This is a genomic window from Paenibacillus macerans (assembly GCF_900454495.1).
GTDB classification, from domain to species: domain Bacteria; phylum Bacillota; class Bacilli; order Paenibacillales; family Paenibacillaceae; genus Fontibacillus; species Fontibacillus macerans.
Genome location: NZ_UGSI01000002.1, coordinates 281475 through 308233, shown reverse-complemented (window position 1 = coordinate 308233; position 26759 = coordinate 281475). Strand labels below are relative to the sequence as shown.

Below are 26759 nucleotides of genomic sequence, written 5' to 3'. Positions count from 1 at the left end.
TTATTATAAATACAGACCGTCGGTTTGTAAATATATATTTAGTGTTTACAGCAAACTCATATCGGATAAAATACGAACATATACTAGTTGCAGTTTAACTTGCAGTTTAGTTGTAATTCAACTTTTAGTTTGCTATGATGGGAGGTGAATAGACATGATGAGCAAAGGGGTGTGGCTCATGACAACCATAGAACTCCGGATGCAGGCAAGAGAGCTTGTCAGGGAGATTGCTGCTAAATCCGATCAGGAACTAATCACGATTGACGCCGGCTCACTTAAAAACTTAATCCACCTAATGAGAGATTACGCTATCATTACCCATGCAACAAATCCGGAAGCGGAAGTTGAAACCGTTATGGAATCGTTAATCGAGTATGTAGATTTTAATGAAAGCGCGTCTACCGCTCGCAAGGGAGGTATTACCTATCGCACTACCCAACTTGCCGAGATTTTTGATGTCTCCGTAACCGCGATCAATAACTGGATTGATGAAGGCCGGTTTATTGGATACAAACGGCAGCCTCGCAGACATGCGCGAATTCCGCATTTCACGCCATTCAAGCACCGTGACGGAAGTGTGGAGCCTCTTGGACTTGTTGTAGAAAGATGCAAACACCAAAAAAGTGATTCGTTCGCGGACGACGACGAAAAAGCAATGCTAATTAGTGAGATCAGACTTCTTCAACAAAAATACGGTGGGAAAGCCTTCGATGAAGCTTTTGATTTCGAAAATCTGACAAGCGAACAGGAAAGCGATGCTTCCCGTTGGCGCTTTTACTTGGCTAGGCTTAAAGAACTTTCATGAGCAGATATAGCGAATATGTCGAAAAACACGTACCGAAGCCTCCCATTGTCCCCACCGATTGGGATTACGTCAGTTACGAGTTTGATGATATTATAGACGGCTCGATTCTTGACGGGAACAAAGAAGGGCCTAGCCGATACCCCCAAATCCGGAAAACGATCCGTATCAAATATAGCGGAGGCACCTTGCACGCCTCTGAGTACATACAGGATCGTAGGGGCGAAGCCCCTAAAGTGATTGGTTTTGAATATGATTGGCAGTACAACCGGGATAATCCGGATGCGTGTTGGAAGTTCCACTATGATACCTATCATCCGGAACAATATTGGCCAGCGACAAAGCACTTTCACCAACATGACCAGCCAAATCCGCAAAAAACGAGTCATGGGAGGATGTCCAATTTCTCCATACGGGATACTTGTGCCGTACTGGAAACGATCCGCGTTGTACTCCGTGTATCCGGTAAATTGCCCATGTCCTGATTCAATACATAATAGACTGGCCGCTCATTGAGCGGCTTTTTAAGTTTTCAACTATAATACTACTCATTCACCACCGTAATATCCTCATCCCTAATTTTCCAAAGCGGATCATGGCTTAGCCCCTTTTGCGCAATAAATCCGCTCACCTTCTTCGTTAGCTCAAATAGATTTGCGTATTCCAAGCTGCAATGCCGCTCTTTTTCGATAATTCTGTTGATGATAGTCATGAACTTTTGGGCAGCCTCATTTTCTTCCTCAGCGAAAACTTTCCATGCATTATACGGTTTTAAACCGTCGGCCTTTCCCTCTAGGTACTCGGCTTCAAAATTCGGTATGGATACAAAAGATTTGATGTTAAGGCCCTTCGTCCGCCCTGCCTCAACTTCTCTCATCATTTTTTGGTTCATCGTCCACATGGAATTTATGATGTACTTGCCGTTTCTTTTGATTTTCGGGCTATCCGCGTCATGAAGAATACTGTAGTTTACTTTAAAATGATTAAGTATTTTTGACACGGTCACGATATTCGCTTTGCCCAAGCAATTGATGACGTGAACCGAGTCCTGTGCGATTTTTCCGGTTTGCATGAGTGATTTTACAACCGTAACTTCGGTTTCCCCTTCGACCAGCAAGTTATGATTTGCAAAGAAAAATTCGTTGAAATATGGGTTGCAGAAATTCAGCATTTTTAAGTTTTCTTTATCATCGGCTGTAAACTTGGCATCACCTGTGGAAAAAGTGTTCACCGTGTGGTTAACGCCGGGATCTTTTTCAATTCTGATGATGGTTGTATGGTCTTTCGTCAGATCGATAAAAACAGGGGAATGCGTGGAAATCATCACCTGCCAATCGGAATGCTCTGCAATCGTGTAAAGTGATTCCATGGCGCTTCGAATCGCCGAGGGATGCAGAAAAGCCTCCGGTTCCTCCAATAGTAGAATTTTTTTCGTGCCTACGCCGACCGGCTTCTTTTTCACCTGGTGTCTGCCGGTTTCCGCAAGCATCTTTAAGGCCGACCACAGAAACGTTCTCTGCAGACCCGTACCATGATTGGAAAGGGGTGCTAAATGCTGTTCACTGCTGCCCAGCCGGATAAAGCTGCCGCTTCCGATCAGCTTGTCCGGTTCGATTTTGCTGGCCTGCGGATCAATCTGGACGATGCTTGCTTCCGGAAAAACCTTCATGATTTCTGCGGAAACCATAGCGCATGAACGATTCAACTCTTCCGAAATTTCCGTTTGTACGTCCTCAGCTAATTTCTTAATGTCGGCTAAAAGCTGCTGAACCTTCGTATTATCCCTTTTGGTGTTTTGTTTAATCGCATCGATGAGGATTTCGAGGATTTTTTTCTCCAATTCTGAGGGATCATCGAGTGGGGATATTTTTAATGGAGTTGGGATCTTGCTCGTCAGAATACTGTCAAAACCGCCCATGCCCCCTTTTTCGAAATCACCAGTCGCGGGATTAAAGGAAAATTTCTCACCGCCCATATCAGGCGAAGACCAGCGGTATTGCGCTTTGATGCAATTTTTGTACCCGGATTCCTCGTCGTCATGGATCCACTTTTGGGCTAACTCCCCTTCTTCAACATCCACAAATATCCCGGTTATTACGGGCTTATGGTTGATATCTTCGTTGTGAAAATCTTTCAATTTCAAGGGCGCACCTGTCGACGCAAAGGCCTCATAGGCGGATAGGACGGTGGTTTTGCCGACGTTATTTTTACCTATGAGTACAATAATATTATCGATTTTTATCTTTACGCCCTCCGGACCGATCCCCCGGAAGTTTTCGATGATTAGCTCCGCCAACTTCATTACCGTTCCTCCCGAATGCCTGCGAGATTATTAGAATAAGAGATTCACTAAAATCATTATCTCCTGTCCTCCTTCCTAATATCCCTTCACTTCACCTGTTCTTATTTCCTTCTTTCCTCGTTGGCCGCTTTTTCCAGGCGGCGGAAACGTTTCAGGTCCGCCTTCCGGATTGGTAGCGGTTCTTGTCTGACGAGCCGGACGACAGCCACCATCAACAACAGCAGCAGGATCGTAAACGGCAGGGCCGCAATAAGGGAAGCGGTTTGCAGCGCTTCAAGCCCGCCCGCATAGAGAAGGACGCCGGCGATCACCGCCATCAGCCCTCCCCATACAAACTTGGCGAATTGCGGCGGATTCAGGCTGCCGAACGTCGTCATACTGGATAAAATGTACGTCGCCGAATCCGCGGAGGTCACCAGAAACACGAAGATAAGCAGAATGGACAGTACCGACATGAACGTGGAGAACGGCAGTTGATTCAACGTCTGGAATAGAGCGACAGTAACGTCTTCATTGACGGCCGAAGCAATTCCCGATCCATGGTTTAGATCGCTCCATAACGCCGTACCGCCGAACACCGCGATCCAGAGGCAGGCGATCACCGGGGGGATGATCATGACCCCCATAATGTACTCGCGAATCGTGCGCCCTTTCGAGACGCGGGCGATAAAAGCGCCGACAAAGGGCGACCACGCTATCGCCCAGGCCCAATAGAAAATCGTCCAGTCGCGCACCCAGGTGCCGCCCTGATAGGGCTGCATCCGCAAACTGTATCCGATAAAATTCGAAAAATAATCTCCCAGCGCCAGCGTAAAAGTTTCCAAAATGAACACGGTAGGTCCGGTGGCAAATACGAATACCAAAAGAACGAGGGCCAACCCCAAGTTTAAGTTGCTTAAATAACGAATCCCTTTATCGAGGCCGGTGGTCGATGACAGCATATAACCCACAAAAATGATGGCGATAATCCCCAATTGGACCGCGATGGATTGCCCCAGGCCAAACACCGCTTTGAGTCCGCCATTCATTTGCAGAGCCCCTAGACCAAGGGACGTGGCGACGCCCATCACGGTGGCTATAACCGCGAGCGTATCCACCGTATTCTTGACGGCGGGTTTACTCCCCAGTACGGGTTCAAGCGCTGTGGACATCAGACCGTTTTTTTGTTTGCGGAACTGCAGAAATCCGATCACCAGCCCCGCCAGCGCCAAAACCGCCCATTGGCTGACACCCCAGTGAAAAAAGGCATACCCCATCGCAATTCTGGCCGCCTCGACCGATTCGCCCTGTACTCCGGAAAACGGTGGCGTAAAGAAGTGGCTCATCGGCTCGGCGACTCCCCAAAACACCAATCCGACGCCAAAACCGGCCGAAAACAGCATGCCGATCCAGGTGAAAAAAGGAAACTCCGGCTTCTCCTTTTCCCCGCCCAACCGGATAGCCCCATACTTACTAATCGCCAGCCAAATCAGAAACAGGATGATCGCAAATACCCCCAGCAGGTACAACCATCCGAAATCCCTTGTAGTGAACTCAAACAAGCGGCTCGAAACCGCGCCAAACCTCCCGGGCATGATCGCCCCCAGCAGGACCAGGGCAAAAATGATCGCGGCGGATACGGAGAACACGGGATTTTTCCAAATCGATTTATTGTTCATGATGTTTGCACCCCTTAGCTGGCCAGTTTCTCCGCTTTATTTTTCCTGATCATGCTAAGTAATATACGGTCCTCGGTGGAGCGCTGGCGAAAGAAACAGCCCCCGATAATGCGAGCGGGGAAACGGCTGTGATTACGGTAACGTCCGATACGAAGCTGGTTTCCATAACTTTTTCGGACAATCAGGTAGTGGAAAGCGAAATTTCTCTGCCCGATCTGCAGGAAGGGGCCATGATCCAGTATACGCTGGCGGAAAATTCAACAGATGCGCTTAAAATTACAGTAAGGCCGGCCGGCGGACCCGAGGATATGAGCGCCAAGGCCCGGAAAAAAACGCGGAGCAAACGACATCGTCAGGAGAATAATACCGGTAAAACTACACCACCTGCATAACGGATGTTTTTTGTTTCGCACGCTTCGCGGGCTCAACTGGCTGAAGCCATTAACTATCACAGCTCCGTATACTTCTCCCTTTTCCCGTAAGCCTTGTCCACCGGATATTTGGCTGCGTTTTGGCGCATTTTGCTGCGAATAATATCCTCGATGTCGAGGTTCAGGGCATCAGCCAAATAAACTGCGTAGACCAGTACGTCGGCCAGTTCGTCCGCGATATCCGCTTTTTTGTGCAAAACGGCTTCCGCGGAGGTTTTCCATTGAAAGTTCTCCAGCAGCTCGGAGACCTCCAGGCTTAGAGAAATCGCCAAGTCTTTCGGATTATGGAACTGCTCCCAATTCCGCTCCTCCCGGAAAGCGAGGATCATTTTTATCAGCTCTTCATTCATGTTCGGCGCTCCTATCATCGTCTTACTTCCAACTTATTACGGAATGCGCCGTTCGTCAAACGTGCGGTCTGGAGACAAGGGGTATGAATCGGCTGGACAAAGAGAAAAATAACTGACATCTCCCTATCATCAGTCCAAAAAAACCATGACTTTTCCCGCCCCATCCCTTAAAATAAAAACAATTTCATAAGTTTACTTAGTTTTTACGTTTGCTCGGAAGTACCAAAAAAGGCTCAAAACCAAAAACGGCGCTTGACCAACCAATCATGTGAACCTCCAGAAAGAATATAAAGCCAATAAATGTCGTTATTCCGGCGATATCCGTCCATTTGAGAGAAATAAAGGAAAATTATGTCGCTATTTTAGTAAATTACATGGAAATGTCCGCGTCCCAGACCAGTCTTAGGAAAATAAGGGCGAAAAATTCCGCTAATGGGAATGAACACCCCCGGCTTTCTGATAATAAGCGCATAAAATTCCGCTATTTTCAAGGCCGGAGGTTCTTCGTGTTCCTGCAGCAGGCTGTCAAGCGCCGATTTCTAGGTTGGGCCAAAAAAAGAGGGAGGAATAAAATTGATCAAGCACCGAAGTCCAAAGCTTATCCTGATGTCGGCGATCCTGACCGCCAGTCTCGCGGCCATGCCTTTCTCGGCCTTTGCGGCCGACAGCGCCGGGACTACCGTGGAGCTCCGCATCCTGGAGACCACCGATTTGCACGTCAACATCGTCAACTACGATTATTTTGCGGATAAGCCTACCGATGAGTACGGTCTGGCGAAAACGGCGACGCTTATTAAGCAGGCCCGTGAAGAAGCCAAAAATAGCGTGCTTATCGACAACGGCGACCTGATTCAAGGGAACCCGCTGGGCGATTACGTGGCCACGGTGGAGAAGCTGCAGGAAGGCCAAACGCATCCGGTCTATGAAGCGATGAATCTGCTGAATTACGATGCGGGCAACCTGGGCAACCACGAGTTCAACTATGGGCTGGATTTCCTCAAAACTGCGCTGAAAGGCTCCAACTTCCCCTATGTGAACGCGAATATTTACATAGACGACAAAGATGGGGATCCCGCAAACGACAAAAATGCGTTTAAGCCATACATCATTTTGGACAAGGAAGTAATCGACAACAACGGAGCGAAGCACACGCTAAAGGTTGGGGTTATCGGTTTCGTGCCTCCGCAAATTATGTCCTGGGACAAGGCCAATCTGGAAGGCAAAGTCATCACCAAAGATATCGTGGAAACAGCCGAAAAGTTCGTGCCGCAAATGAAAGCGGAAGGCGCCGACATCATTATCGCGGTACCGCACTCCGGCTTCGAGGACATCCCGCAAACACCGCTGATGGAAAACTCGGTGCTGTACCTCAGCAAGGTGAAAGGGATCGACGCGATCCTGTTCGGCCATGCGCATAAAGTGTTCCCGGACGCTTCCTTCGAAGGCAAAACCGGCGTTGACCTGAAAAAAGGCACGATCAACGGCGTTCCCGCCGTCGAGCCGGGCTACTGGGGCAACCATCTGGGGATCATCGACCTGACGCTGGAGCAAACGGACGGCAAATGGACGGTCAAGGATTCCACCGCTTCCGTGAAGCCGATTTACGACACCGCCAACAAAAAGCCTCTCGTCGAAGCCGACCAGAAAATCTGGGACGCGGTCGCCAAGGATCATGAAAACACGCTGAACTACGTGCGCGGTCCGGTCGGCACGACGACGGCGCCGATCAACAGCTGGTTCGCGCTGATTCAGGACGATCCGTCCATTCAAATCGTGAACAACGCGCAAAAATGGTACGTGGAACAGCATCTGCAAGGAACGGAATACGAAGGTCTTCCGATCATTTCGGCGGCGGCTCCTTTCAAAGCGGGCGGACGCCAGGGCGCAAACTACTACACGGACATTCCGGCCGGCAACATCGCGATCAAAAACGTCGCCGATCTGTACCTGTATTCGAACACGGTTAACGCCGTGCTGGTGACGGGCGCCGAGCTGAAGGAATGGCTGGAATGGTCGGCGGGACAATTCAATCAGATCGATCCATCCAAAACGGAGGAGCAAGAACTGGTCAACTACGATTTCCCAACGTACAACTTCGACGTGATTGACGGAGTGACTTACCAAATCGACGTCACGCAGCCAGCCAAATACGACGCCAAAGGCGGACTTTTGAACGAAAAGGCCAGCCGTATCGTCAATCTCAGCTACCAAGGCAAACCGATCGATCCGCAGCAAAAATTCGTCGTGGCCAGCAACAACTACCGCGCCTCGTCGAACAAGTTCGCCAACCCGGACGGAAAGCGGATTATCTTGGCTTCGCCGGACGAAAACCGGCAGGTTGTCATCGATTACATCCGCAAAAACGAAACGATCAATCCGAGCGCGGACGGCAACTGGTCGCTCGCTCCGTTCGGCAGCGCCAACATAACGTTCGCCACTTCGCCGGCCGCCAAAGACGCCCTGGCCGCGAGCGCCGCATTGGCCGCGAAGCAAAACGTTCTGACGTACCTGAAAAATACGGAAGACGGCTATGCCAAATTCAAGCTGAGCGTGAATGCCGAAAAGGCCTCCGCCAGCCCTGCTTCCGAACCGGTTGCGCAGCCGGCATCGCCAGCGGCGCCGCAAGCCGATCCGGCGGAAACGCCGGCAACGACGCCGGAGCAGCCCGCTCCGGCAGAAGAGCCGCAGGCGGAAGCCAAACCTGTTAAGACGCCGTCTAAACAGACAATTTCCCAACCGGCAGCCTCCAAAGATACCGTCTATACGGTGGAAAAAGGCGACAACTTGTACCGCATCGCCATCAAACACGGCACGACCTGGCAAGCTTTGGCCAAGTACAACAAGCTGGCGAATCCGCATCTGATCCATATCGGGCAGAAAATTTTGATTCCGGCGAAGTAACCTGTTTCGATAGAACAACCAAAGGCGCGGCCATCATGGCTGCGCCTTTGGTTTTATTTTTTCAGGATGACTTAGTGCTTCCCAAACTTTACCGGGTTTAGACCAAAGTCACCGTCTTGTTCACTTCCGCTTCGGAAGCGGCCCCGGTGAACTGCGAGAACATCCGCTTCATCATTTTGGTCCAATTGCCGGTTTCCCAATATTCGGCCGCTTCGGCCCTCACCTTGATCAAAGCAAGCTGCGGATCGTCGCTGGTCGTATTCAACAGCTTCGCATAGGCCGGGTTCCAGAGCTCCTTGATTTTCGCCCGGTCTTCAACAAGTTCGCCTTTTCCGCGAATGGACACATACGATTTCCCCGCATAGGCTACATTCACATTCGGATTGTCCCGGAGCTGACGATACTTGTCCGTATCCTCTTTGGTCAGGAACCAGAGATCCCCGTCAAACTCGACTTCCTGCGTTTTCATCGGACGTGACACTAATCCTTCCTTCGTTACGGTGGTAAGCATCGCTATCTCGATCCCTTTGATCAATTCCCGAACCGTCTCAACGGCCGCTTGATGCGCTGCCTGATCGTTTGTCATTTTGGTTCCCTCCATTTAGGGTTTTGGACTGAATGTTGCTTCCCCGTTAGGTTAAACAGGAAGGCCGGAAAATAAACAGACCCAAGAGGCTGGTTCACATGAACTTAACTATTTTGTAAAGTTTTGTTGTTTTTATGTAAATAACCTGCTTATTTTCTCTGGTATCATTTTTGCTAGACAAGCTGAAAGGGGTACATACCGTTGAAAAAAACTGGGCGCATGGCTGTTGTTGGGGGCCATTTTGCTTGCGGGATGTAGTTCGGATATGCCGGAAGCAGCTTCACAGGCACCAAACGAGCCTACCGGCAATCAGGCATTCACGCAGCCGGAACAAGAGACGAACCAGGGTACGACCAATCCCGAGCAAGGTACAGCGGCAACGGAGCCGACACAAGAGGCTGAAGAAGGTCCAGCCTGGTCTTCGGAAAACAAAGAAGTGAAGCTTAAGCCTGTGAAGGTCACCGATACTTCCTATGAGGGCCTGACTGTGGAAATCAATGGCGTGAAAAAAGAATTCGACTGGAGCTTTCCTACGCTCTATGAGCCTCAGGTTTTTTATGCGGATGTGACGGGAGATGGCAAGCAAGAAGCGGTTATCATCTATAGTATAGGAAAAGGTACTGGTTTAAGCCTTGATGAAATCCATGTGCTGGACAGCAGCGATTTTTCGGAAATCAAAGTGCCGAGTTACGAGGAAACCGTTGCCAACCATATCGAAACGCATATTACGAACCATGATGATATCTTAGACATTAAAGTGAACGCCATGGAAAAAGAACACAAATTCCGTTACGAGTCCCCCTATCCGGATTTGGATCAAGATCAGCTTGGGTTCGGCGGCGTAGTTTATTATAACGTGAAAAATCAAAAGCTCACCTCCACCTTGGGCGCAAGCATCGGAATGGCAGTGTACGTATGTGATGTCCACATCACCTATAAGTTCGACCCTGCCAAAAACGAATTTGTTGCCGATCAAATTGAAGTCGAACCTTTCAGCAACATGAAGTAGAGCGAGCGCCTGCTTGTCACTGACTCGCTTTTCTGATAAAACAAGCCTTCCCCGGCGGTTCACTTGGCCGACAGAGAAGGCTTGTTCACAGTTTTCACATCACTTCGAAATAATAAAATTGACCTTTGGAATTAAACTTGCCTTGTACCTTTGGAGCGCCCTTTTTAGTGAACATCACGGTATCCTCATTGCCTTTGACCTTTTCGGCGGCATATCCCGAAAGATCCAGATTCATGATCGATTTGGCCTGCTTGGCGGCAGTTTTCAGCAGTTGATCCAAAGTATAGCTTTTGATCTTGTTTTCGATAGCCTCCCTATCTTTGGTGTCTTTTTTATGAAGTTGATCGGTCAGTGCCAGCGCGTTGACGGTCATGATTTTGTTGGTTCCTTGCTCGACGTCAATCCATGCGTTCCCCTTGTCTGTCGTGTAGGCCAAATTATAAACCGGCTTTTGATTCGGTTTTATCGTCATACCGCTTACGCTGCGGGCTTTCTTTTTTAGTCCGCCGATTTTGGCAAGGGCCGCGTCCGCCGCCGCCTTGGCCGGCTGAGGGACATCCTTGTCTTTAATGTCTACGGTACTGTACTCCAGCTTTCCGTTTGTAAGGAAAATGGTCCCGGCATCGTTTCCTGTATTCACTTTCAGCCCCTCTGAATTCATGTAGTTAACGATAACTATGTCAAGCTCCTGGCTGTTCTTCGGGAATGCCTTTTTCCATGCATCTTTCAATTCTTTCTTAAACTTTGCGTTTTGCAGGTCCTTGTATTTGAATTGGGCCGAGATGAAATTAACGGTTCCTTCAGCATCTACGATCACTTGGCTGTATGACTGTCCCTCGATCTCAAACGCCACATCGTTTCCGAACGGTTCGGCTTTCGAGAACGAGTAGGTATTTCCCGTGATCTCTTTCAGCTTGTTCTGCGCAGCTTCGATTAAAGCTTGATCCACGTTCTGGATAGTTACAGCCGAGGCGGCATGGGCAGAAGCGTCCGGTAAACCGCTCACCAGCATGGCGGCCAGTGCAACGGAGCCGATTATTTTGTGAATTTTGTTCATTGGTGTTATCCTCCCTGATCCTTAATCTGTTCACTTATATAACAAATAAGGACAGGCGATTCGTGACAAGGCGCAAAAAAAAGCCGCCCTTCGAGCGGCGGTGTTATTCAAATGAGCGAGCAGTTCACGGGGAAAGGCCTTCCGCCCCATAAAGCACAAGGCCGCCTATAAGAAGGCGGCTCTGCCGTTCATTCTTTTTCCCGGGGGAAGAAATGGTTTACGCTTAAACCTCACTAACCAGCCCACGAATAAAAGTCTCAAAACGGGAAGCGAGTTTGGTTATTTTGAAGTTGTTCGCCTTATCGACATGCACAACCTCGGGTTCGCCGTCGTTTCCGGACTCGCGGTAGTCCAGCATAATCGCCCCGGACTCCGCCGGACAGTCGCCGATGATTACGCCAAATTCGGGATAACCCTCGTTGTCAATACGGAATCGGCTGCCCGCTGCCCCGCATAGGGAATGTTTTTTCTCTCTGCCGATGCCCAAAATGCCCGTAATCTCGATAGGGCCTTCAGCCCGATCACCAGCTTGCCCTATAGGAAAAAACCGGCTCCGCGGAATGCCGCCGTTATGTATTTTCATCATCTGAATATAAAAAGCAGGCAGCTTGAAAACCAGTTCTTCTTCCACGGAAGCAATCAGTTCGTCGCTGGGCGGTCCGGATACGTACTTCTCCGCGTCCGGGGCGCCGTCGTCCCAAAAACCCGCCAAATCCAACTCGCCGTCCGCGCCGGAAACGGCGTAACCGCCTGGTCCAGCGGGGCCGCCTTCAGCACTTCCATCGGCTCGTCCGGCACCGCTTCCCCGATCATTATCGCCGTCCGCATCGGCATCCGCCCCAGTTGAAGCCTCAGCTTTGCCCCGGTCGCCGTCTCCCGATTCGCCAGGCTCCTCCGCAAGTTTTTCCCGGATCCAGCCCAGGAATTCCAGCGTGTCTTCATCCCCGGGGTCCAACCGGTCGGCGGCTTCGAACGCTTTCAAAGCTTCGTCATACTGCTCCAGATAGTAATAGGCAAGTCCCACCCGGTAATGCCAAAGCGGGTCCTCCCGCCCCTCGTCCGCAACGGTCATAAACTGTCCAACCGCTTCTTCATACCGCTCCAGATTGTTTAACGCCCGCCCCAAATGGCTGACCAGCTCATAATTCCTGTCCTCGGCGGGAATCTCCGTAATCGCATTTACGATATTCTCAAACTCATCTTCCTCATGCCACGTCTCCAACTGCGCCAAAAGATCTTCTCTCAACACGAACTCCTCCTACGCGAAAGCCTTTTTCAAATTATACCATTCCGAGAGGAGCGTTCTCCAGCGCGGCACCTCTTACTGATCATTTCTTCCTGTTTATCTCTCTCCGATCACGGGAGGGGCGGTAATATTCCGCGAAATGCAAAAGTGCAGGCGATTTTTGTCGAAACCCTCTATAACAGGCGGCTCAAATGCAAAAGTGCAGTTCAGATTCAGTCATTCGCCCATATTTTTCCAAAAACTCCCCAACCAACTGCACTTTTGCAGGCCAATTGCCTCGGAAGGGGAAAATCGCCGAAATGAGATGCACTTTTGCAGTTGGCCGACCAATGAGGCCTTCTATAATAGAGAGCACGAAATAGAGAATCCGACTGTCCGCCTACATCACACTCTCGCCTTCGCCCGCCCTTCCCGCACAAACCTCGCGGCGGCGGAGCATTGCTCCTCCGTCACCTGCTCCAGCGTGACAAACCCGTGCGGCTTGTACTGCTCGAGCAGCCGCCAGAAGAGGGGATAGTCAAGCTCGCCCAGGCCGGCGGCCGCGACCGTTAACCCGCCGCCGTCCGCTTCACGCTTGACATCCTTGGCATGGGCGCTGACGATCCGCGAGCCGAACAGATCGAAGGCCGTACGGATAATTTCATCGTGCCGGTCAAAGTTGGAAGCGTTTAACATATTGCACGGATCAAGCAGCACGCCTACACACGAGGACGGGAACCGCTCGATGGTCTCGGCCATCGTTTCGGGGGAATCGATGAGGTGGCCCTGCGCGGCTTCCAATCCGATCGTAACGCCCCAGCGTTCCGCTTCTTCCACCAGTTCCTCCAGCGCCTGGTTAAGCCGTTCCCAATGCTTGGACAAATGGCTCCGGTCCGCAGGCACGCCCACCTCGGTCGCAACGATCGGCGCCCCAAAATGCCGCGCGTTCCGCAGATGCTCCTTAAACCGCTCCACATTGTGGCGGAAGCTCTCGTCGTCAAGCTCGATCAAGCTGGCGTAGCAGCCGAGCACGGCGATCCGTACGCGGTTGTCCGCGAACGCCCCTCCCACTTCGTTGGCCAACCCCGGACTTATTTTTCCCAGCGAAAAATCAACGTCCGAAATCGCCTTGGACAACGCCAACTGCACGTAAGGAAAATGAAATTCGGCCACCTTCGCCGCCAACTCTCTAAAAGGCTGCTTTCCCAGCAAATGCGCTAAAATTCCGACAGACACTCGTTTCTCCTCCTTTTTACTCACCCACTCAGGATTAAAAACTCATTTCTTCCAGTTCATTCGCCATTTCCGGGCGTATTCCTGCAAAAATTAAGGTTAATTATGAATCGTATGAATCAACGGAAAGACCCGGGCCTTTAAGGCCCGGGCCGTTTATTCCAAAGCAACAAGCAATGCTGCCTCAAATCCTTTGCCGCAGGTACAATGCTGCGCAAAGCACCAAAACTTTGATCACAGAGCTCTTTGGAAAGTTTTCAACTCGCTCCGGCTGTTTAGTGCTTACCGTTTGCCATCATACCCCCGGTTCGATCCCCCACACCAGTTCTCCGTTTTGGTACAGCGTCACTTTTTCCCAGTTAGCGAACGATGTTTGGGTTGCATTGTAAGAGTAATCATCGGTTTCGTCAAAGTTGGTCCAGCTTGATTTGGCCGCGCGAATCTGGATATCTCCGGTTTGTCCTCCCGGAGCAAGCGAGCCCGCGCCGCTGGTGAAACCAACCTCCATATAACTGTCCGTGAAGGTTACCACTACGTTGGAAGAGCCGACTTGCGCCCAGTCAACCCAGGCTTGCATCGCATCGCTGCCCTCTTTGGTGAAGTAGTAGCGAAGCTTCACATCGCTCAGCTTAACGGCTGTCGAACCGTTGTTCTTGATGTTGAACTGAGGACGGATCTGGTTGTCGGTCGCGCTGGAGTCGCCGTTGCGGTATTGCGCGACCAAATCGCCTTTAGGCAATTCCCGGGGAGCTGCGCTGACCGCATTGGAATCAGAGCTCTCGCCCGATTTATTGTTGGCGCTCACCACATAGTAGTACGTGCTGCCATTCTTCACATCAGTATCCGTAAAGGAAGTTCTCGTTACGGAATCCGCGATCGTCTCAAACGGACCTTGCGCGCTATCCGCACGCTTCACATTATAGCTCTCCGCACCTTTTACCGCGTTCCAGCTCAGCTTGACCTCGGCGTTGCCGGCCGTCGCTTTCAGTCCCGCGGGCGTATCCGGGGCCGGTTCCGCGGCAGGAGTCGCGCTGACCACGGTAGATTCAGGGCTCACCCCGGCGCCGTTTACAGCGCTGATTACATAGTAATAAGTAGTGCCGTTAATCACATTCGTATCCGTATAGACGGTCCCCGTTACGGTTTCGGCGATAGGCTCAAACGGCCCTGCCGCGTCAACCGCGCGCTTCACGGTGTAGCCCTCGGCTCCGCCCACGGCATTCCAGTTGAGCTTCACCTGCATGTCCCCCGCTTTAGCGGTCACCTTCGCAGGAGCGGCCGGCACGGTAGGAACGGAATTGCCGTAGCTCGTCGTTACGATGACCTGCACGGCGGAATCCACGCTTTCCCCGGCTTTGTTAACGGCGCTGACGACATAGTAGTAAGTAGTGTCGCTCTTCACGCTTGCGTCCGTGTAGGTCAAGCCTTTCACATTGGAAGCGATGACGGCAAACGGACCTTCCGCGCTGGTCGCGCGTTTAACGTTGTAACTTTTCGCGCCTTCCGCCTTCGACCAGTTCAGCGTTACTGCGGCCGTCAGCGTATCCGGAGCTACAGGAGGCGTATCTTCCCCGCCGCCGTTGTCGGACAGCGGAATCGCCGGATAAGCGTTTTGTACAAGCTCTACAAACTGTTCATGGAACCAGTGACCCGACAGCGGAGCGTTCGGCAGAGCTCCGGTCAATGTACCGTCGGCTGTCGTGTAAGTCGGATCGCACATCCGGTCAAAACCCTTGCCTTCATCATTCGGGATTAGGGTACTCGAACCGTCCGAATCTCCCGGCGGCTTCACCCATACCAGCGCATCGACATGCGGATAAGCTTGCGGAGCGGCTTGCGGCGGCATGCCCATCCCCGCGCCCGCCGCATTACACCAGTTGCCGCGATGCAGGCGCTTATCGATACGTCCGGAATCTACATAAGTATTGATGTCCGATCCGGATGCCCCGGTCGGACGGTTAGGTCCGCCCCATCCGTTACGCGAGGTATCGATCAGGAAACCGATGTCGGACGGCCAGCCCTTGGCCACAAAACCGGAGTACAGCGCCGCCGTAAAGTCGGCCTCATCGAAGTACGGATTCCATTCATAGTATTTCGCCGCACGAATCGGCTGCCCGTTAATCTGCAAATTCGCGTTCGGCAAGTTCGGTTCTTCCAAAGGCGTGGTGTTGGCCGTATTGGTGACGAAACCGTCAACGCTGGAGAAACCGCCTTTGGTACCTTGAACTACGGAAGTATACAGATTGACTGCAGGCTGCAGGTTGGAATCCCATCCGAGCCAGCCGGAGTGCCCGATGTCCAGATATTTGTAGACGTTCGGGATGTCATGCAATTGGTCCAGCGCATAAGTGATCCCATCCCGGTAAATATTGCTGGAATTTGCCGCCGCACAAGCCGGGGTGCTCAAGTTCGTCACCAGGTTAGGCAGCGAGTCAGGTTCGATCACGGTGACGATGCGGATATCTTTATACTTCGGATTGGAGAAAATATCCGCGATTACATCGATATATTCCTTCTTGTATCTTTCCAACGCATCTTGCGTGAGCGGCAGTTCGCCGTTGGAAGCCAAAGCGTGACAGTCGCGTCCCGGCATATCGTAGATAACGAAGCTGGCCGTGATCGGCGTGTCGCCTTCTTTTTGCGCCAGCGCGTTGTCCAGGTGTTCTTCCAGACTGAGGCGTCCGTCACCGCCTTGAATCGCCGAAATCCGATCGAGCCAGACGGCCGTCGGGTACGACTTGACCGTCTCCATCTTGGCGGCCAATACATCGTCAGTCACCTGCGCGATCGACGTGTCGACAAAGTTCGCGTAATCGGGGTTAATATAAGCCGTAGCGCCGACAAACGGGTTGTCCACATGAGCGGAGTCCGCCGCCGAAGCCGGCAAAGCTGCCGGAACGGTTAATGCTGTAATCATACTAGCCATGAAGAGGGTCTTCATTTTGGCGAAAAGCTTTTTCTTCATTTCCTTTACTCCCTTCGTTGTTTCGACAATTTCCTCATACAAAGCAGCAGCAGTGAACAGTCCTTACCGCGTCATCATTCACGCCCTCTCTCTAGCATTTTGGACGGGAAACGATAGAAAAAGGGAATTACGGCCGCTCTGCAGCCTGAATTCCTTCTCTCCCTTGGCCGACTCGCCTCCCGCGTTTTCCGCATCGTTCAGCCATCCGATCTCCAACTTTTAAACATCCCCTCCCATTGTTAGATTAGTAGTTTTTGGGCGTCATTTAAACGCTTCCAAACTATTTCTATCGTATACATAGGAGGAATAATTTGTCAATTAAGAAAAATACTCTATTTTCCATCGAATCTTATATACTGGTTTTACCCCATTATTTTACATTCAGTTTACAATCGATACGTTCCCCCGCCCCGTTTTGACAAAAAATGCCCGCCCCCATAGTTGATAGAGGCAGGCATTTGCTCGACTGCATTTCGCAAAATTCTCCCGGTTCTTTTGAATACCCGGCTTTTATTCGTTCCAGATCAGCACGCGGATCGGCGTCGGATTGTAGGCGTTGCACGGATTATTGAGCTGCGGGCAATTGCTGATCAGCACCATGGAGCGGCAGCTCGACTGAACTTCCACATAACAGCCCGGCCCCGATACGCCGTCTTCGAAGGTCAGCCCGCCTTCCGGCGTAACCGGTACGTTCATAAAAAAGTTGATGTTCGGCGACAAATCGCGTTTTCCGTACAAATGGCCTTCCGGATGCTTCGACAGTTCCAGCATAAACGTATCGCGGCAGTTGTGCATGTAGCCTTTCTCATGGGCGTAGCGGACCGTGTTGCTCTGGGACGAGCACGCCCCGCCCAGCGTATCGTGACGTCCGCACGTATCGGCGACGATCCGGGCCAGTTCCTTGCCCGATTCGGCAAGCAGGGCGGAGCCCGTTGTCAGGTAAATGTTATTCTGCGCATGAATCGTCCGCACGGCACTGTAATGGTCTTCCGGATTGTCGGCATCGTAAAACAGCGTATCCGCCGCCTGGTTTCCCTCCAGATCCACGATGCGCAGCACCTGCCCCGGCCCAAGCTCATGCATCCAGCCCTGGCCCGCCGGGATCACCTCGTCATAAATCGCCGTCTCGGCCATCCGTGGACTTTCCACCCGATAAAATGCCTTCATCATTTTTAAACCTCCCTTTTCTTTTTAGTCAGTCAGCTTTGCAGCGCATAATAATTCCACGTGTTATCAAAAGCACGGCGGTTCTCCGGACGGTAGTTGACGCAGGGGTCCTGCGAATCGGCCGGCAGCCCGGGCAGCACTTCGATCTTGACCGGCACCGACGGGTACGGCTCTCGCGGGTCCAACGGATGGGGCGTATTCGAAAAGATGACGAGGACATCCATTTCCGTACGCAGTGTGACCGTCTGTCCCGCGGCGCAGTGGTTTTGGACGAAATTCATATTCCCTTCCTCGTCGCAGAACACCTTGGAGAACCAGTTGACCACCGGCGACAAATCCCGGTTGCCGAGCCCGCTGCGGGTAAGCTCCACCGCCAAATTTTCCTGGCCGCTGCGCAGCCATTCGTTGCGCTTCTCCTGATACCGGCTTAGGCCGTATTTCGCGTCGGTGGATTCCCGCGTCGTGTAACCCCCTAACGGGTCATGCCAACCCAAATCGTCCTGAACGATGCTTGCCAGCACCCGGCCGTTGTCGCTCATGAGCACGTTTCCCTTCGTTAAATGCGCGGTGTGTTGGGCTTTAAGCGTGTCCGGCATATTGTACCGTTCCGTCAAATCGCGGGCGTGGTACATCAGCATTGCCACATTCGCCCCTCCTTCCAGGGCCGTCAGACGAATCAGTTTGCCCCTGCCGATCACTCCGGACCATTTGCCTCCCGGGTGCATCGTTTCGCTCCAAATCACGTTCATGGCCATCCACTCCTTTTTCCTGGCGGTTCGCGCCGAACTTTCGGAAGGTAAAACAAAAGGAAGACATCTTTAAACGCAGCCAGACGCTCGTCCTTACGATATCTCCCAGGTTTTTATCCTTCCGTGTAGTCCCCCATGCACGGGACCGTTTACTCTCGGACCAGACTCTGTTTCCAGACGGAACCCTAGTAAACTGTTAAACTATTTTATTTTTATGTTAGATAACATAACAACAGAATCATCACCTTGTCAAATCAAATAAATGTAAATATTTCTGAAAAAAAAGCACCCGCTCACCTAACCGAGGATATCTTCAGAACCCGCGCTACCAGCAGGTTTTCCCGCCCCTCATTGAATCCGCCCATAATTCTACGGGCATTTTCTTGTGGATCGTACACAAATTTTTTAGGGAGGAAAGCACCATTTCTGTGGACAAACCATGAAAATATCGAGTCCAATTCGTGGTATCTTGACAGTCTTCGACAACAGCGACAATAATAAAAGCCATAACACTATGTCAATTTACATCACACAAATTTGCAAACTCAAGAGATTCATGGCATCTAAATAACATTTAGAGTCATATAAAATGACACAACAAAGTTTTATATTTTTCCATTATGGTTGCAAATTTTGAGAGAGAGGGGTTCACACCTTGGAAAAGCTGACCATCGCTACGTTGAAGGCCATGTACAGGAGCCAGAAGACGACGCCGCAGGCACTGATCAAAGCGATTATTGAAAAGGCCGAACGCGACAAGTCTTTAAACATCTGGATCGTTCCTCCGTCCCTGTCGTTGATCCAGCCTTATTTGGATGGCTTGAAGGACAAAAGCCCGGAACAATATCCGCTGTGGGGCGTCCCCTTCGCCATTAAAGACAATATCGACTTGGCGGGCGTCCCAACCACGGCGGCTTGTCCGGCCTACGCTTATACGCCCGAGCAAAGCGCTGAGGTGGTGGAAAGGCTTGTCGAAGCCGGGGCCATCCCGATCGGCAAAACCAATCTCGACCAGTTCGCGACCGGGCTTGTCGGCACCCGCAGCCCTTACGGCGAAACGCACAACGCCCTGCTGCCCGAACTGATCAGCGGCGGCTCCAGCGCCGGGTCGGCGGTGGCCGTCGCCCGCGGGCAGGCCGTCTTCGCGCTTGGCACCGACACGGCCGGGTCGGGGCGTGTTCCCGCCGCGCTGAACGATCTGATCGGCTACAAAGCCGCGATTGGCGACTGGCCAACCAAAGGCGTCGTTCCAGCCTGCGCCAGTCTCGATTGCGTCACGGTGTTCACGGCCGCGCTGGAGGACGCTTATCTCGTCGATTCCGTTGCCCGGGGAATACAGGAGCAGGATGCCCACAACGGCGGCGGATTCCGCTTCAATCCGCCCATCGCTTCGGGCAAGCCGCGGAAGCTGCTGCTGCCGAAGGAGCCGCTGTTCTTTTACGGCGACTTCAAAGACGCTTACCGCTCCGCTTGGGACAAAGCGGTAAAACGGCTGGAGCAATGCGGAATTCCCATCGAATACATCGATTCCGGCATTTTCCGCCAGGTGTCCAGCATCCTGTACGACGGCCCGTGGATCGCGGAGCGCTGGTCCGATTTGGGGGAATTCGTCGAATCGCATCCCGGCGGCATCTTCCCGGTGACGGAACAAGTCCTTCGCTCCTCGCATGATCGGGGGTACGACGCCGCCTCCGTGTTTACGGCGCTGCACCAGCTTCGCGGCTATAAAGAGCAGACCGGCGCGCTGATGCAGGACGCCATTCTCGTCATGCCGACCTGCGGCGGAACGTATACGCGGGAGCAGGTCGCCGCTTCGCCAGTTGCCGCCAACAGCGACATGGGCTACTACACCAACCACTGCAACCTGCTCGATCTGACGGCCATTGCGCTGCCGTCCGATTACGCCGGCGAGCGGCTGCCTTTCGGCATCACGATGTTTGCCTTGCGCGGCCAGGACCACATCCTGAAAGGCGCCGCCGCCGAGTTTATGCAGACCGATTCGATTGAGCTGGCCGTCTGCGGCTTGCATATGCGCGGGTTCCCGCTGGAAAAACAGCTGCTGGAATGCGGCGCCTCCTTCCTGCGGCCGGACCGGACGGCTCCCTGCTACCGCCTGATCCGGCTGCAATCGAACCCTCCGAAGCCGGGCCTGATCCGCTCCGCGCCAGGCAGCTCGATCGAGCTGGAGGTTTGGCGGATTCCGCTGCACCGGCTTGGCGAGTTCATCCGCAAGGTGCCCGCGCCGCTCGGGCTGGGCAAGATCGAGCTGCACAACGGAAGCGAAGTCACCGGCTTCCTTTGCGAGCCTTACGCCGAGCCGGGCGGAGAAGACATCACCCGTTACGGCGGCTGGGCGGCCGCGGAGCGGAGCAGGAGCCAAAGCGGCGAGCCCGCGACGGGATAAAAGCAAGTATGAGAGAAGGGAGCGAACAATCATGAACATGACCCGTCGTTTAACGGAGCCTCCGGCCCGCGAATTCCGCTGCGCAGATCTGTTTCATATGAACTCTCTCCCCAACCTGAAGCTGTTGGCGGGCGAATGCCGGCTGGACAACGCCATCAGCCGGGTCAACATTATGGAGGTTCCCGATATTCAGAATTGGGCCCAGGCCAACGAATTTTTGGTGACGACCGGCTACTCGCACCACCATAATATGGACGCCTTCCTGGAGATCATTCCGCGGCTGGTCGAGCGCGGCGTGGCCGCGCTCGGCATCAAGCCCAAGCGGTTCATTACGGACATCCCCCGGCAGATTATCGACTGCGCCGAGGCGTATGAACTGCCGCTCTTCGAGCTGCCGGAGTCGACGATCTTCTCCAACGTCGTACGCGAGGTGATGGAGAAGGTGATCTCACTGGAAACGAAAAACGTCCTGCTGCTGCAGCAGCGGCTGGAGCAAGTGGCGGAGCTAATGCTGCACGGCCGCGAAATGCCGCGGATCGTGGAGGCGGTCGAGACGATGGTCGGCAATCCGCTCTGCATCTTAGGAGCCGAAGGCCGGATGATCGCCTCGCCGCGGCATGCCGCCTACTTCTCCCCGTTCCGCGAGCGTCTGGCGGCCCTGAATTCCAGCTCCCCCCAAAGCCGCAGCGTCATCACGGTCCCGGGCAAGCCGCCCAAGGGCAGCGACGTCCGCCTGCATGTATTCAATCTTTGGGAGGCGGAAAAGGACCCGATTCTCGTGCTGCTGGCCGAGAAAAACGGCACCTGCAGCGAACTGGACCTGTCCACCGTATCGCGGATTTTGCCGCTGATCAACATCAGGCTGAGCGGCGAAAACACGTACAACCTGGTAAAAGCCAAATACTTCGACGATTTTATTAAGGACTGGCTGACCGGAGTCGTTCCCAGCGCGGAGCATCTCGATATTAAAGGCCGGCTCTACGGGTACGAGGGCCTCTCCTCCAAAACCTACCGGGCAGCGATCGTCAAATTTCATGCCGGCTCGCCGCCCGCTTTGGATAGCGGTTTGATCGCCGAGCTTACCCGCTCCGCGCCAAACGATTGCCTGTTTACGAGCATCGGCGGCAAAATCATCGGGCTCCTGCCGCAAACGGCCAATAACGGGGCCGGACTCACGCCGGAGGATACCGAACCGTTATTCCGCCACATCGCGGACGTATGCGGAACGGACGCCTTCTCCCTATGCGTCGGCGAAGCGAGTGAGCCGCTGGCGGTGAACGACAGCTATATCGATGCGGAAAATCTATACACCGCCTCCTGCATCAGCAAAGAGAACGCTAGACTGATTACGTGGGAACGGCTCGGCATCTACGCCGTCCTCAGCCTTTTGCCCAAACATGCCAACGTGGACAAATATTTGGGCCGCTATGTGAAGCCGCTGGTTGTATACGATGAAGCGCATCACTCCAGTCTGATTCAAACGCTAAAGGTCTATTTTCAAATGGGCTGCAACATCAAGCTTACCGCTCAAAATATGTACACGCACTACAATACCGTTGTGTACCGCCTCGATAAAATCAAGTCCTTGCTGGGCATCTCGTTCGACGATCCGGAAGCGCGGCTTCAACTGCAGCTGGGCTTGAAAATTTATGAAATGGGAGAGTAGAGCACTAACTCACAAAGGGGGAATTTAAAATGAACCACCGAAGCCAGCCGCGCACCCTGTTTCGAATTCGCCGGGACATCCCTCCGCGCCTGTTCAATACGATCATGGCGGTCACGTTTCTGCTGCTGATTGCGCTGTGGTATGCCGGGAGCCATTTTTCCGGCATCAATCCGATTTTTTTGCCAACGCCGGAGGCGACCTTCGCTTACTTGTTCTCCGTCCTTCAAGACGGAAGCCTCTGGGGAGACATCGGCGTCAGCTGCTACCGGGTGTTGATGGGCTTTCTGATCTCCGTTCTGATCGGCGTTCCGCTGGGCCTGCTCTCGGGCGCCTACAAAGTCGTAAACGCAGTGATGAAGCCGCTGATCGAGTTTTTCCGCTACCTCCCGGTTTCCGCCTTGATCCCGCTTATTATGGTCTGGACCGGCGTCGGCGAAACCGCCAAAATCACGATCATCGTCGTCGGAGCCGTTTTTTCCATGACAGCCATGATCGCCGACATCGTAAAAAACATCCAAATCGACCTTATCAATACCGCCTATACGCTCGGTGCCACACAAGGGCAGGTTATTCGCAGCGTGATCATTCCCGCGATGATGCCAAGCGTGATGGACACGATGCGGATGGTTATGGGCTGGGCCTGGACCTATTTGATTATGGCGGAAATGCTCGCCTCCAGCTCCGGCCTCGGTTACAGCATCATGATCGCGGAACGCTTCATGAAAACCTACATCATTTTCGGCGGCATCTTCGTCATCGGCCTGTTGGGACTGCTGTTCGACCGCATTTTCGCTTACATCAACAAGCGGCTGTTTCACTGGGCCGAAGACCTCTAAACCTTTACTGCGATCCATGAAAGGGGGAAATAATCATGTTGCAACCCGCGTCCAGCCCAAAAATCTCCTGTAAAAACCTCAACAAAATCTACCGCTCGAAAAGATCGGAAACGTACGCACTGAAAGACATCAACATGGACATTGAGGACAATGAATTCATTTGCGTCGTCGGCCCGTCCGGCTGCGGCAAATCAACCCTGCTCCGCATCTTTGCCGGGCTCGACGAGGCCACTTCCGGCGATGTGATGCTGGGGGACCGCGTCATGACGGGGCCGGGCGCCGACCGCGGCATGGTGTTCCAGGCCTACACACTGTTTCCTTGGCTGTCGGTCGAGCAAAACATCCGCTTCGGTCTCAAGCTGAAAAAAATGCCGAAGGACGAAGCCGACCGGATCACGGAGAAATATTTGAGCCTGGTCGGATTGACGGATTTCCGGGGCCGGCTGCCGAAAGAGCTGTCCGGCGGGATGAAGCAGCGCGTGGCCATCGCCCGGGCGCTGGCGAACAGCCCCGAGGTGCTGCTGATGGACGAGCCGTTTGGGGCGCTGGATCCGGACACGAAAGGCAATATGCAGCTGCAGCTGCGCGAGCTGTGGGAACAAGAGAAGCACACCGTCATTTTCATCACCCACGATATCGAGGAAGCGGTGTTTCTCTCCCAGCGCGTATACGTCATGAGCGCCCGTCCGGGGCGGATTATCGCCGATATTCCGATCGACCTGCCGGCCCGGCGCGATCTTGAGCTGAAGGACACACTCGAATTCATCCAAATCCGCAAAAGGATTCACGGCCTGCTGCACTCCGGCGATTTCAGGAATGACCTGTATGCGGCAACCTAATCTCTTTTCGACCTTTCGCAAGGATGTTCCGTTTCTGAAAAGCTTCCTGCTTCTGTCGCTGCCGATCGGTCTGCAAAGCATGATTACGAGCATCACGAACACGCTCAGCTCGGTGATGGTGGGCCAGCTTGGCGACCTGCAGGTATCCGCCACCAGCCTGGCCGGCCAAGTCTTTTTCATCCTGAATCTGGTCATCGTCGGCATCGTCAGCGGAGCCACCATTTTCCTGTCGCAATTTTACGGCAAAGGAGACCGGCGGCAGCTAAAAATCGCCTCAGCGCTCGCCTTCGTCCTCATCCTGGGCGTCAGCGGAGCGTTTACGGCGATCGGGCTGTTCTGGCCGGAGCAGGCGCTGCGGGTGTTCTCCAACGAAAGCGAAGTGGCCGCGGCGGCGGGGCGCTATCTGCAAGTGGTCTGTCTCAGCTATTTGCCGACAGGACTATCGCTCGCCTGCACGATGATTTTCCGGAATATCGGCCGGCCCGGGTTCCCGCTGCGCATTACCGTGCTGACCATCTTGATTGACATCGCGCTGAGCTATGGGCTGATCTTCGGGAAATTCGGTATGCCGGCGCTGGGCATCCAAGGGGCAGCTTACGCGATCGTCGCCGCGAGATGCGTCGAAATGCTCATTATGACGGCGGTGCTGTACGGCAAATTCCGCGACTTCGCGCCAACGGTCGGCGATTTGTTCGCGGCCAAGCGCGATTTCCTGGCTGTTTTTTTCAAAACCTCTTTTCCCGTCATCATCAATGAAACGGTTTGGAGCATCGGCTACGCCCTGTACAGCGTCGTCTTTTACCATATGAGCTACACCGTCGGCGCGGCCGTGGGGATCGCCAAAGTGCTGGAGCAACTGCTCATCGCTTTCTTCATCGGCACCGGACAGGCGGCCGCGATCATGCTGGGACAGACGATCGGCGAAGGCCGTCCGGAGAAGGCGCCCTATTACGTCAAGCGCATGGAAGCTTATACCGCTCTGTTCGGCGTTTTGACCGGAGCGGTCATGGTTTTGGGGACGCCGCTGATGCTCCAGCTTTATCAAGGCATCTCGGATACGGTGCGGGACAATGTCATGCTGATCGTCGTTTACCTCGCCGTCATCATGCCGATTAAGGGAATGAACTTCGTGCACATCATGGGGACGCTGCGCGCCGGCGGGGACACGAAGATGTGCTTCATCATCGACAACGCCGCCCTGTGGTGCGTCTCGCTTCCGCTGACGTTTCTCGCCGGCTACACGCTGAATCTCGGCATCGAAGCCGTTTATCTCTTCGTCGTCATTGACGATGTTTGCAAATACGCGCTTGTCCGGCTTCGTATCCGGAGCAACAAATGGATTCACAATCTGGTAGGTTAGCGGGCTAATGGCTGATTCACCGGATGTAATCAAATAAAAAAATAGTTGGAGGCGAGAAATCATGACGAGACAAAAGAAACGCGGCTTGATGAAAACGGGGGCAACGCTGCTGCTGCTAACGGCCATGATGTTCGGGGTGATCGCATGCGGAAACGGCAATTCCGCCAGCGGGACAACCGGCGGCGGAGGCAAAAGCCCGGCCAACGCCGCCGGGTCGGCGCAAGGCTCGAACGGTGCGGCGGGCTCCTCCGCACAGAACGGAGCACCCGTGACCGTCAAAACGGCGTATGCGCCGTTTATCGGAGGCATCGGGGTCTACGCGCTTGATGACAAGGAGTTTGACCTGGCCCACGGCGTGGATGTGCAAATCGGCGCTTTCGGCGCCACTTCCCCGCTCATGAGCGTAATGACCGGGGACGTCGATATCGCTTTTACGACGCTGCAATCCTATCTCATTTCGATAAACGCCCTCATTGAAGAGGGCACCGACATTGCCGATCTGCCAAAAATCGTGTACCTGCACAACGCATCAAAGGGAGCGGACGGCATCGTGGCCGATAAAAGCATCAAAACGGTCTCTGATCTGAAGGGGAAGTCGGTCACGGCCCAATACGGCGAAGTCACCCACTACATGCTGGCAAAAGCGTTAGCAACGGCCGGACTGACCGTGGATGACGTCAAGCTCGTCGACATGGGGCCGGGCAAAGGCGGGGCCGCCTTCGTCGCCGGCAGCGTCGACGCCGCCACGACGTTTGAGCCATACCTGTCTCAAGGCGTAAGCTCCCGGGGCGGCAATGTGATCATCTCCACCGCCGACTTGGAGAACACGATCCTGGACGTGATCGTCGTCTCCGCCAAAAACGCCGAAGAAAAACCGGAATGGCTGCAAAACACGCTGAAAGCCGTGGAAGACGCCACGCAATACGTCAACAGCGATCTGGACGACGCTGCCGAAGTAACGGCCGATGATCTGCAGGTCAGCGCCGCGGAAGTCAAGGAAATGTTCCCGACCGTCCACCTGTACACGCTGGACGACAACCATGAAGGGATGGACGAAGGCGGCTGGTTGTACAACACGATGAAGGATGTCGTTTATTTCTATCATTCCATTGGCGTCATCAAGAATAATTTTGATGTGAAGCAGCTGGTATCCACCGATTTCCTCTGGTAACCCGAAAAACTTGGCCGGGGCGTCAGCGCCCCGCCACCCCATTTTAAT

At 53.3% G+C, this 26759-nt stretch carries 21 protein-coding genes, 1 pseudogene and 1 riboswitch; of the genes and pseudogenes, 10 read left to right on the top strand and 12 right to left on the bottom strand.

Annotation, left to right across the window (positions count from 1 at the left end):
• The first annotated feature begins 154 nt into the window (after positions 1-154).
• Positions 155-805: a MerR family transcriptional regulator gene (locus DYE26_RS24505; protein WP_036618664.1), complete on the top strand. Its 651-nt coding sequence runs from the start codon at positions 155-157 to the stop codon at positions 803-805.
• Positions 806-1346: 541 nt separating this feature from the next.
• Here the strand turns inward: DYE26_RS24505 and DYE26_RS24495 are convergent.
• Complete coding sequence (locus DYE26_RS24495) at positions 1347-3104, bottom strand: ATP-dependent nuclease (RefSeq protein ID WP_051985175.1); 1758 nt, start codon at positions 3102-3104, stop codon at positions 1347-1349.
• A gap of 101 nt (positions 3105-3205) precedes the next feature.
• Entirely contained in the window at positions 3206-4762 is a 1557-nt protein-coding gene (locus DYE26_RS24490) for a BCCT family transporter (RefSeq protein WP_036618661.1), read from the bottom strand.
• Between the two features lie 128 nt (positions 4763-4890).
• Between DYE26_RS24490 and DYE26_RS24485 the strand changes: the two genes are divergently transcribed.
• Complete coding sequence (locus tag DYE26_RS24485) at positions 4891-5154, top strand: hypothetical protein (protein ID WP_036618658.1); 264 nt, start codon at positions 4891-4893, stop codon at positions 5152-5154.
• Positions 5155-5210: 56 nt separating this feature from the next.
• Here DYE26_RS24485 and DYE26_RS24480 read toward each other — a convergent pair whose 3' ends face one another.
• Positions 5211-5543 carry a nucleotide pyrophosphohydrolase gene (locus DYE26_RS24480; protein ID WP_036618656.1) on the bottom strand — a complete coding sequence of 111 codons (333 nt, stop codon included), beginning with the start codon at positions 5541-5543 and terminating at the stop codon, positions 5211-5213.
• A 606-nt stretch (positions 5544-6149) separates the two neighbouring features.
• Here DYE26_RS24480 and DYE26_RS24475 point away from each other — a divergent pair.
• Positions 6150-8444, top strand: a complete 2295-nt coding sequence (locus DYE26_RS24475; protein WP_036627283.1) for a bifunctional 2',3'-cyclic-nucleotide 2'-phosphodiesterase/3'-nucleotidase — start codon at positions 6150-6152, stop codon at positions 8442-8444.
• A gap of 97 nt (positions 8445-8541) precedes the next feature.
• Here the strand turns inward: DYE26_RS24475 and DYE26_RS24470 are convergent, their stop codons facing one another.
• Complete coding sequence (locus DYE26_RS24470; protein ID WP_036618654.1) at positions 8542-9030, bottom strand: pyridoxamine 5'-phosphate oxidase family protein; 489 nt, start codon at positions 9028-9030, stop codon at positions 8542-8544.
• Between the two features lie 265 nt (positions 9031-9295).
• Here DYE26_RS24470 and DYE26_RS24465 point away from each other — a divergent pair, with 265 nt between their 5' ends.
• The gene (locus DYE26_RS24465; RefSeq protein ID WP_051985174.1) at positions 9296-10039 is read left to right on the top strand and encodes a hypothetical protein; all 744 of its coding nucleotides are present in this window, start codon (positions 9296-9298) and stop codon (positions 10037-10039) included.
• Positions 10040-10133: 94 nt separating this feature from the next.
• On the opposite strand, the gene DYE26_RS24460 is transcribed toward DYE26_RS24465, so the two are convergent.
• From DYE26_RS24460 to DYE26_RS24435, 8 genes and pseudogenes are all read right to left on the bottom strand, one after another.
• Positions 10134-11096 (bottom strand): hypothetical protein, encoded by a 963-nt coding sequence (locus DYE26_RS24460; RefSeq protein ID WP_036618648.1) that lies wholly within the window; start codon positions 11094-11096, stop codon positions 10134-10136.
• A gap of 223 nt (positions 11097-11319) precedes the next feature.
• Positions 11320-12342: an SMI1/KNR4 family protein gene (locus tag DYE26_RS24455; protein WP_036618645.1), complete on the bottom strand. Its 1023-nt coding sequence runs from the start codon at positions 12340-12342 to the stop codon at positions 11320-11322.
• Positions 12343-12726: 384 nt separating this feature from the next.
• Positions 12727-13557, bottom strand: coding sequence for a sugar phosphate isomerase/epimerase family protein (locus DYE26_RS24450; protein WP_036618644.1), 831 nt, complete (start codon positions 13555-13557; stop codon positions 12727-12729).
• 292 nt (positions 13558-13849) lie between these two features.
• Positions 13850-14797, bottom strand: coding sequence for a fibronectin type III domain-containing protein (locus DYE26_RS34355; protein WP_240534207.1), 948 nt, complete (start codon positions 14795-14797; stop codon positions 13850-13852).
• A gap of 27 nt (positions 14798-14824) precedes the next feature.
• Positions 14825-16519: pseudogene (locus tag DYE26_RS24445) on the bottom strand (glycoside hydrolase family 6 protein); the annotation flags it as partial.
• A 78-nt stretch (positions 16520-16597) separates the two neighbouring features.
• Complete coding sequence (locus DYE26_RS33625) at positions 16598-16735, bottom strand: hypothetical protein (protein ID WP_155619250.1); 138 nt, start codon at positions 16733-16735, stop codon at positions 16598-16600.
• A gap of 294 nt (positions 16736-17029) precedes the next feature.
• Complete coding sequence (locus DYE26_RS24440) at positions 17030-17686, bottom strand: urea amidolyase associated protein UAAP2 (protein ID WP_036627281.1); 657 nt, start codon at positions 17684-17686, stop codon at positions 17030-17032.
• 32 nt (positions 17687-17718) lie between these two features.
• The gene (locus DYE26_RS24435) at positions 17719-18435 is read right to left on the bottom strand and encodes an urea amidolyase associated protein UAAP1 (protein WP_036618641.1); all 717 of its coding nucleotides are present in this window, start codon (positions 18433-18435) and stop codon (positions 17719-17721) included.
• A 100-nt stretch (positions 18436-18535) separates the two neighbouring features.
• Positions 18536-18635: riboswitch (guanidine-I (ykkC/yxkD leader) on the bottom strand.
• A 455-nt stretch (positions 18636-19090) separates the two neighbouring features.
• Here DYE26_RS24435 and atzF point away from each other — a divergent pair.
• The 6 genes from atzF to DYE26_RS24405 all read left to right on the top strand — a co-directional run bounded on the left by atzF (position 19091) and on the right by DYE26_RS24405 (position 26711).
• Positions 19091-20839, top strand: a complete 1749-nt coding sequence (gene atzF, locus DYE26_RS24430; RefSeq protein WP_036618639.1) for an allophanate hydrolase — start codon at positions 19091-19093, stop codon at positions 20837-20839.
• 31 nt (positions 20840-20870) lie between these two features.
• Complete coding sequence (locus DYE26_RS24425) at positions 20871-22505, top strand: PucR family transcriptional regulator (RefSeq protein WP_036618637.1); 1635 nt, start codon at positions 20871-20873, stop codon at positions 22503-22505.
• Between the two features lie 29 nt (positions 22506-22534).
• The gene (locus DYE26_RS24420) at positions 22535-23341 is read left to right on the top strand and encodes an ABC transporter permease (RefSeq protein ID WP_036618633.1); all 807 of its coding nucleotides are present in this window, start codon (positions 22535-22537) and stop codon (positions 23339-23341) included.
• Between the two features lie 35 nt (positions 23342-23376).
• Positions 23377-24180 carry an ABC transporter ATP-binding protein gene (locus tag DYE26_RS24415; protein WP_036618629.1) on the top strand — a complete coding sequence of 268 codons (804 nt, stop codon included), beginning with the start codon at positions 23377-23379 and terminating at the stop codon, positions 24178-24180.
• Positions 24167-25540: an MATE family efflux transporter gene (locus DYE26_RS24410; protein WP_036618626.1), complete on the top strand. Its 1374-nt coding sequence runs from the start codon at positions 24167-24169 to the stop codon at positions 25538-25540. Before DYE26_RS24415 ends, DYE26_RS24410 begins: the two co-directional genes overlap by 14 nt.
• A gap of 61 nt (positions 25541-25601) precedes the next feature.
• Positions 25602-26711, top strand: a complete 1110-nt coding sequence (locus DYE26_RS24405; RefSeq protein WP_036618623.1) for an ABC transporter substrate-binding protein — start codon at positions 25602-25604, stop codon at positions 26709-26711.
• Positions 26712-26759: the final 48 nt, after the last annotated feature.

Excerpts from the sequence above, each read along its gene's own strand:
- DYE26_RS24505 (WP_036618664.1), top strand. The coding sequence starts at position 155 with ATGATGAGCAAAGGGGTGTGGCTCATGACAACCATAGAACTCCGGATG.
- DYE26_RS24495 (WP_051985175.1), bottom strand. The coding sequence starts at position 3,104 with ATGAAGTTGGCGGAGCTAATCATCGAAAACTTCCGGGGGATCGGTCCG.
- DYE26_RS24490 (WP_036618661.1), bottom strand. The coding sequence starts at position 4,762 with ATGAACAATAAATCGATTTGGAAAAATCCCGTGTTCTCCGTATCCGCC.
- DYE26_RS24480 (WP_036618656.1), bottom strand. The coding sequence starts at position 5,543 with ATGAATGAAGAGCTGATAAAAATGATCCTCGCTTTCCGGGAGGAGCGG.
- DYE26_RS24475 (WP_036627283.1), top strand. The coding sequence starts at position 6,150 with ATGTCGGCGATCCTGACCGCCAGTCTCGCGGCCATGCCTTTCTCGGCC.
- DYE26_RS24470 (WP_036618654.1), bottom strand. The coding sequence starts at position 9,030 with ATGACAAACGATCAGGCAGCGCATCAAGCGGCCGTTGAGACGGTTCGG.
- DYE26_RS24465 (WP_051985174.1), top strand. The coding sequence starts at position 9,296 with ATGCCGGAAGCAGCTTCACAGGCACCAAACGAGCCTACCGGCAATCAG.
- DYE26_RS24460 (WP_036618648.1), bottom strand. The coding sequence starts at position 11,096 with ATGAACAAAATTCACAAAATAATCGGCTCCGTTGCACTGGCCGCCATG.
- DYE26_RS34355 (WP_240534207.1), bottom strand. The coding sequence starts at position 14,797 with ATGCAGGTGAAGCTCAACTGGAATGCCGTGGGCGGAGCCGAGGGCTAC.
- DYE26_RS24440 (WP_036627281.1), bottom strand. The coding sequence starts at position 17,686 with ATGAAGGCATTTTATCGGGTGGAAAGTCCACGGATGGCCGAGACGGCG.
- DYE26_RS24435 (WP_036618641.1), bottom strand. The coding sequence starts at position 18,435 with ATGAACGTGATTTGGAGCGAAACGATGCACCCGGGAGGCAAATGGTCC.
- DYE26_RS24425 (WP_036618637.1), top strand. The coding sequence starts at position 20,871 with ATGAACATGACCCGTCGTTTAACGGAGCCTCCGGCCCGCGAATTCCGC.
- DYE26_RS24420 (WP_036618633.1), top strand. The coding sequence starts at position 22,535 with ATGAACCACCGAAGCCAGCCGCGCACCCTGTTTCGAATTCGCCGGGAC.
- DYE26_RS24415 (WP_036618629.1), top strand. The coding sequence starts at position 23,377 with ATGTTGCAACCCGCGTCCAGCCCAAAAATCTCCTGTAAAAACCTCAAC.
- DYE26_RS24410 (WP_036618626.1), top strand. The coding sequence starts at position 24,167 with ATGCGGCAACCTAATCTCTTTTCGACCTTTCGCAAGGATGTTCCGTTT.
- DYE26_RS24405 (WP_036618623.1), top strand. The coding sequence starts at position 25,602 with ATGACGAGACAAAAGAAACGCGGCTTGATGAAAACGGGGGCAACGCTG.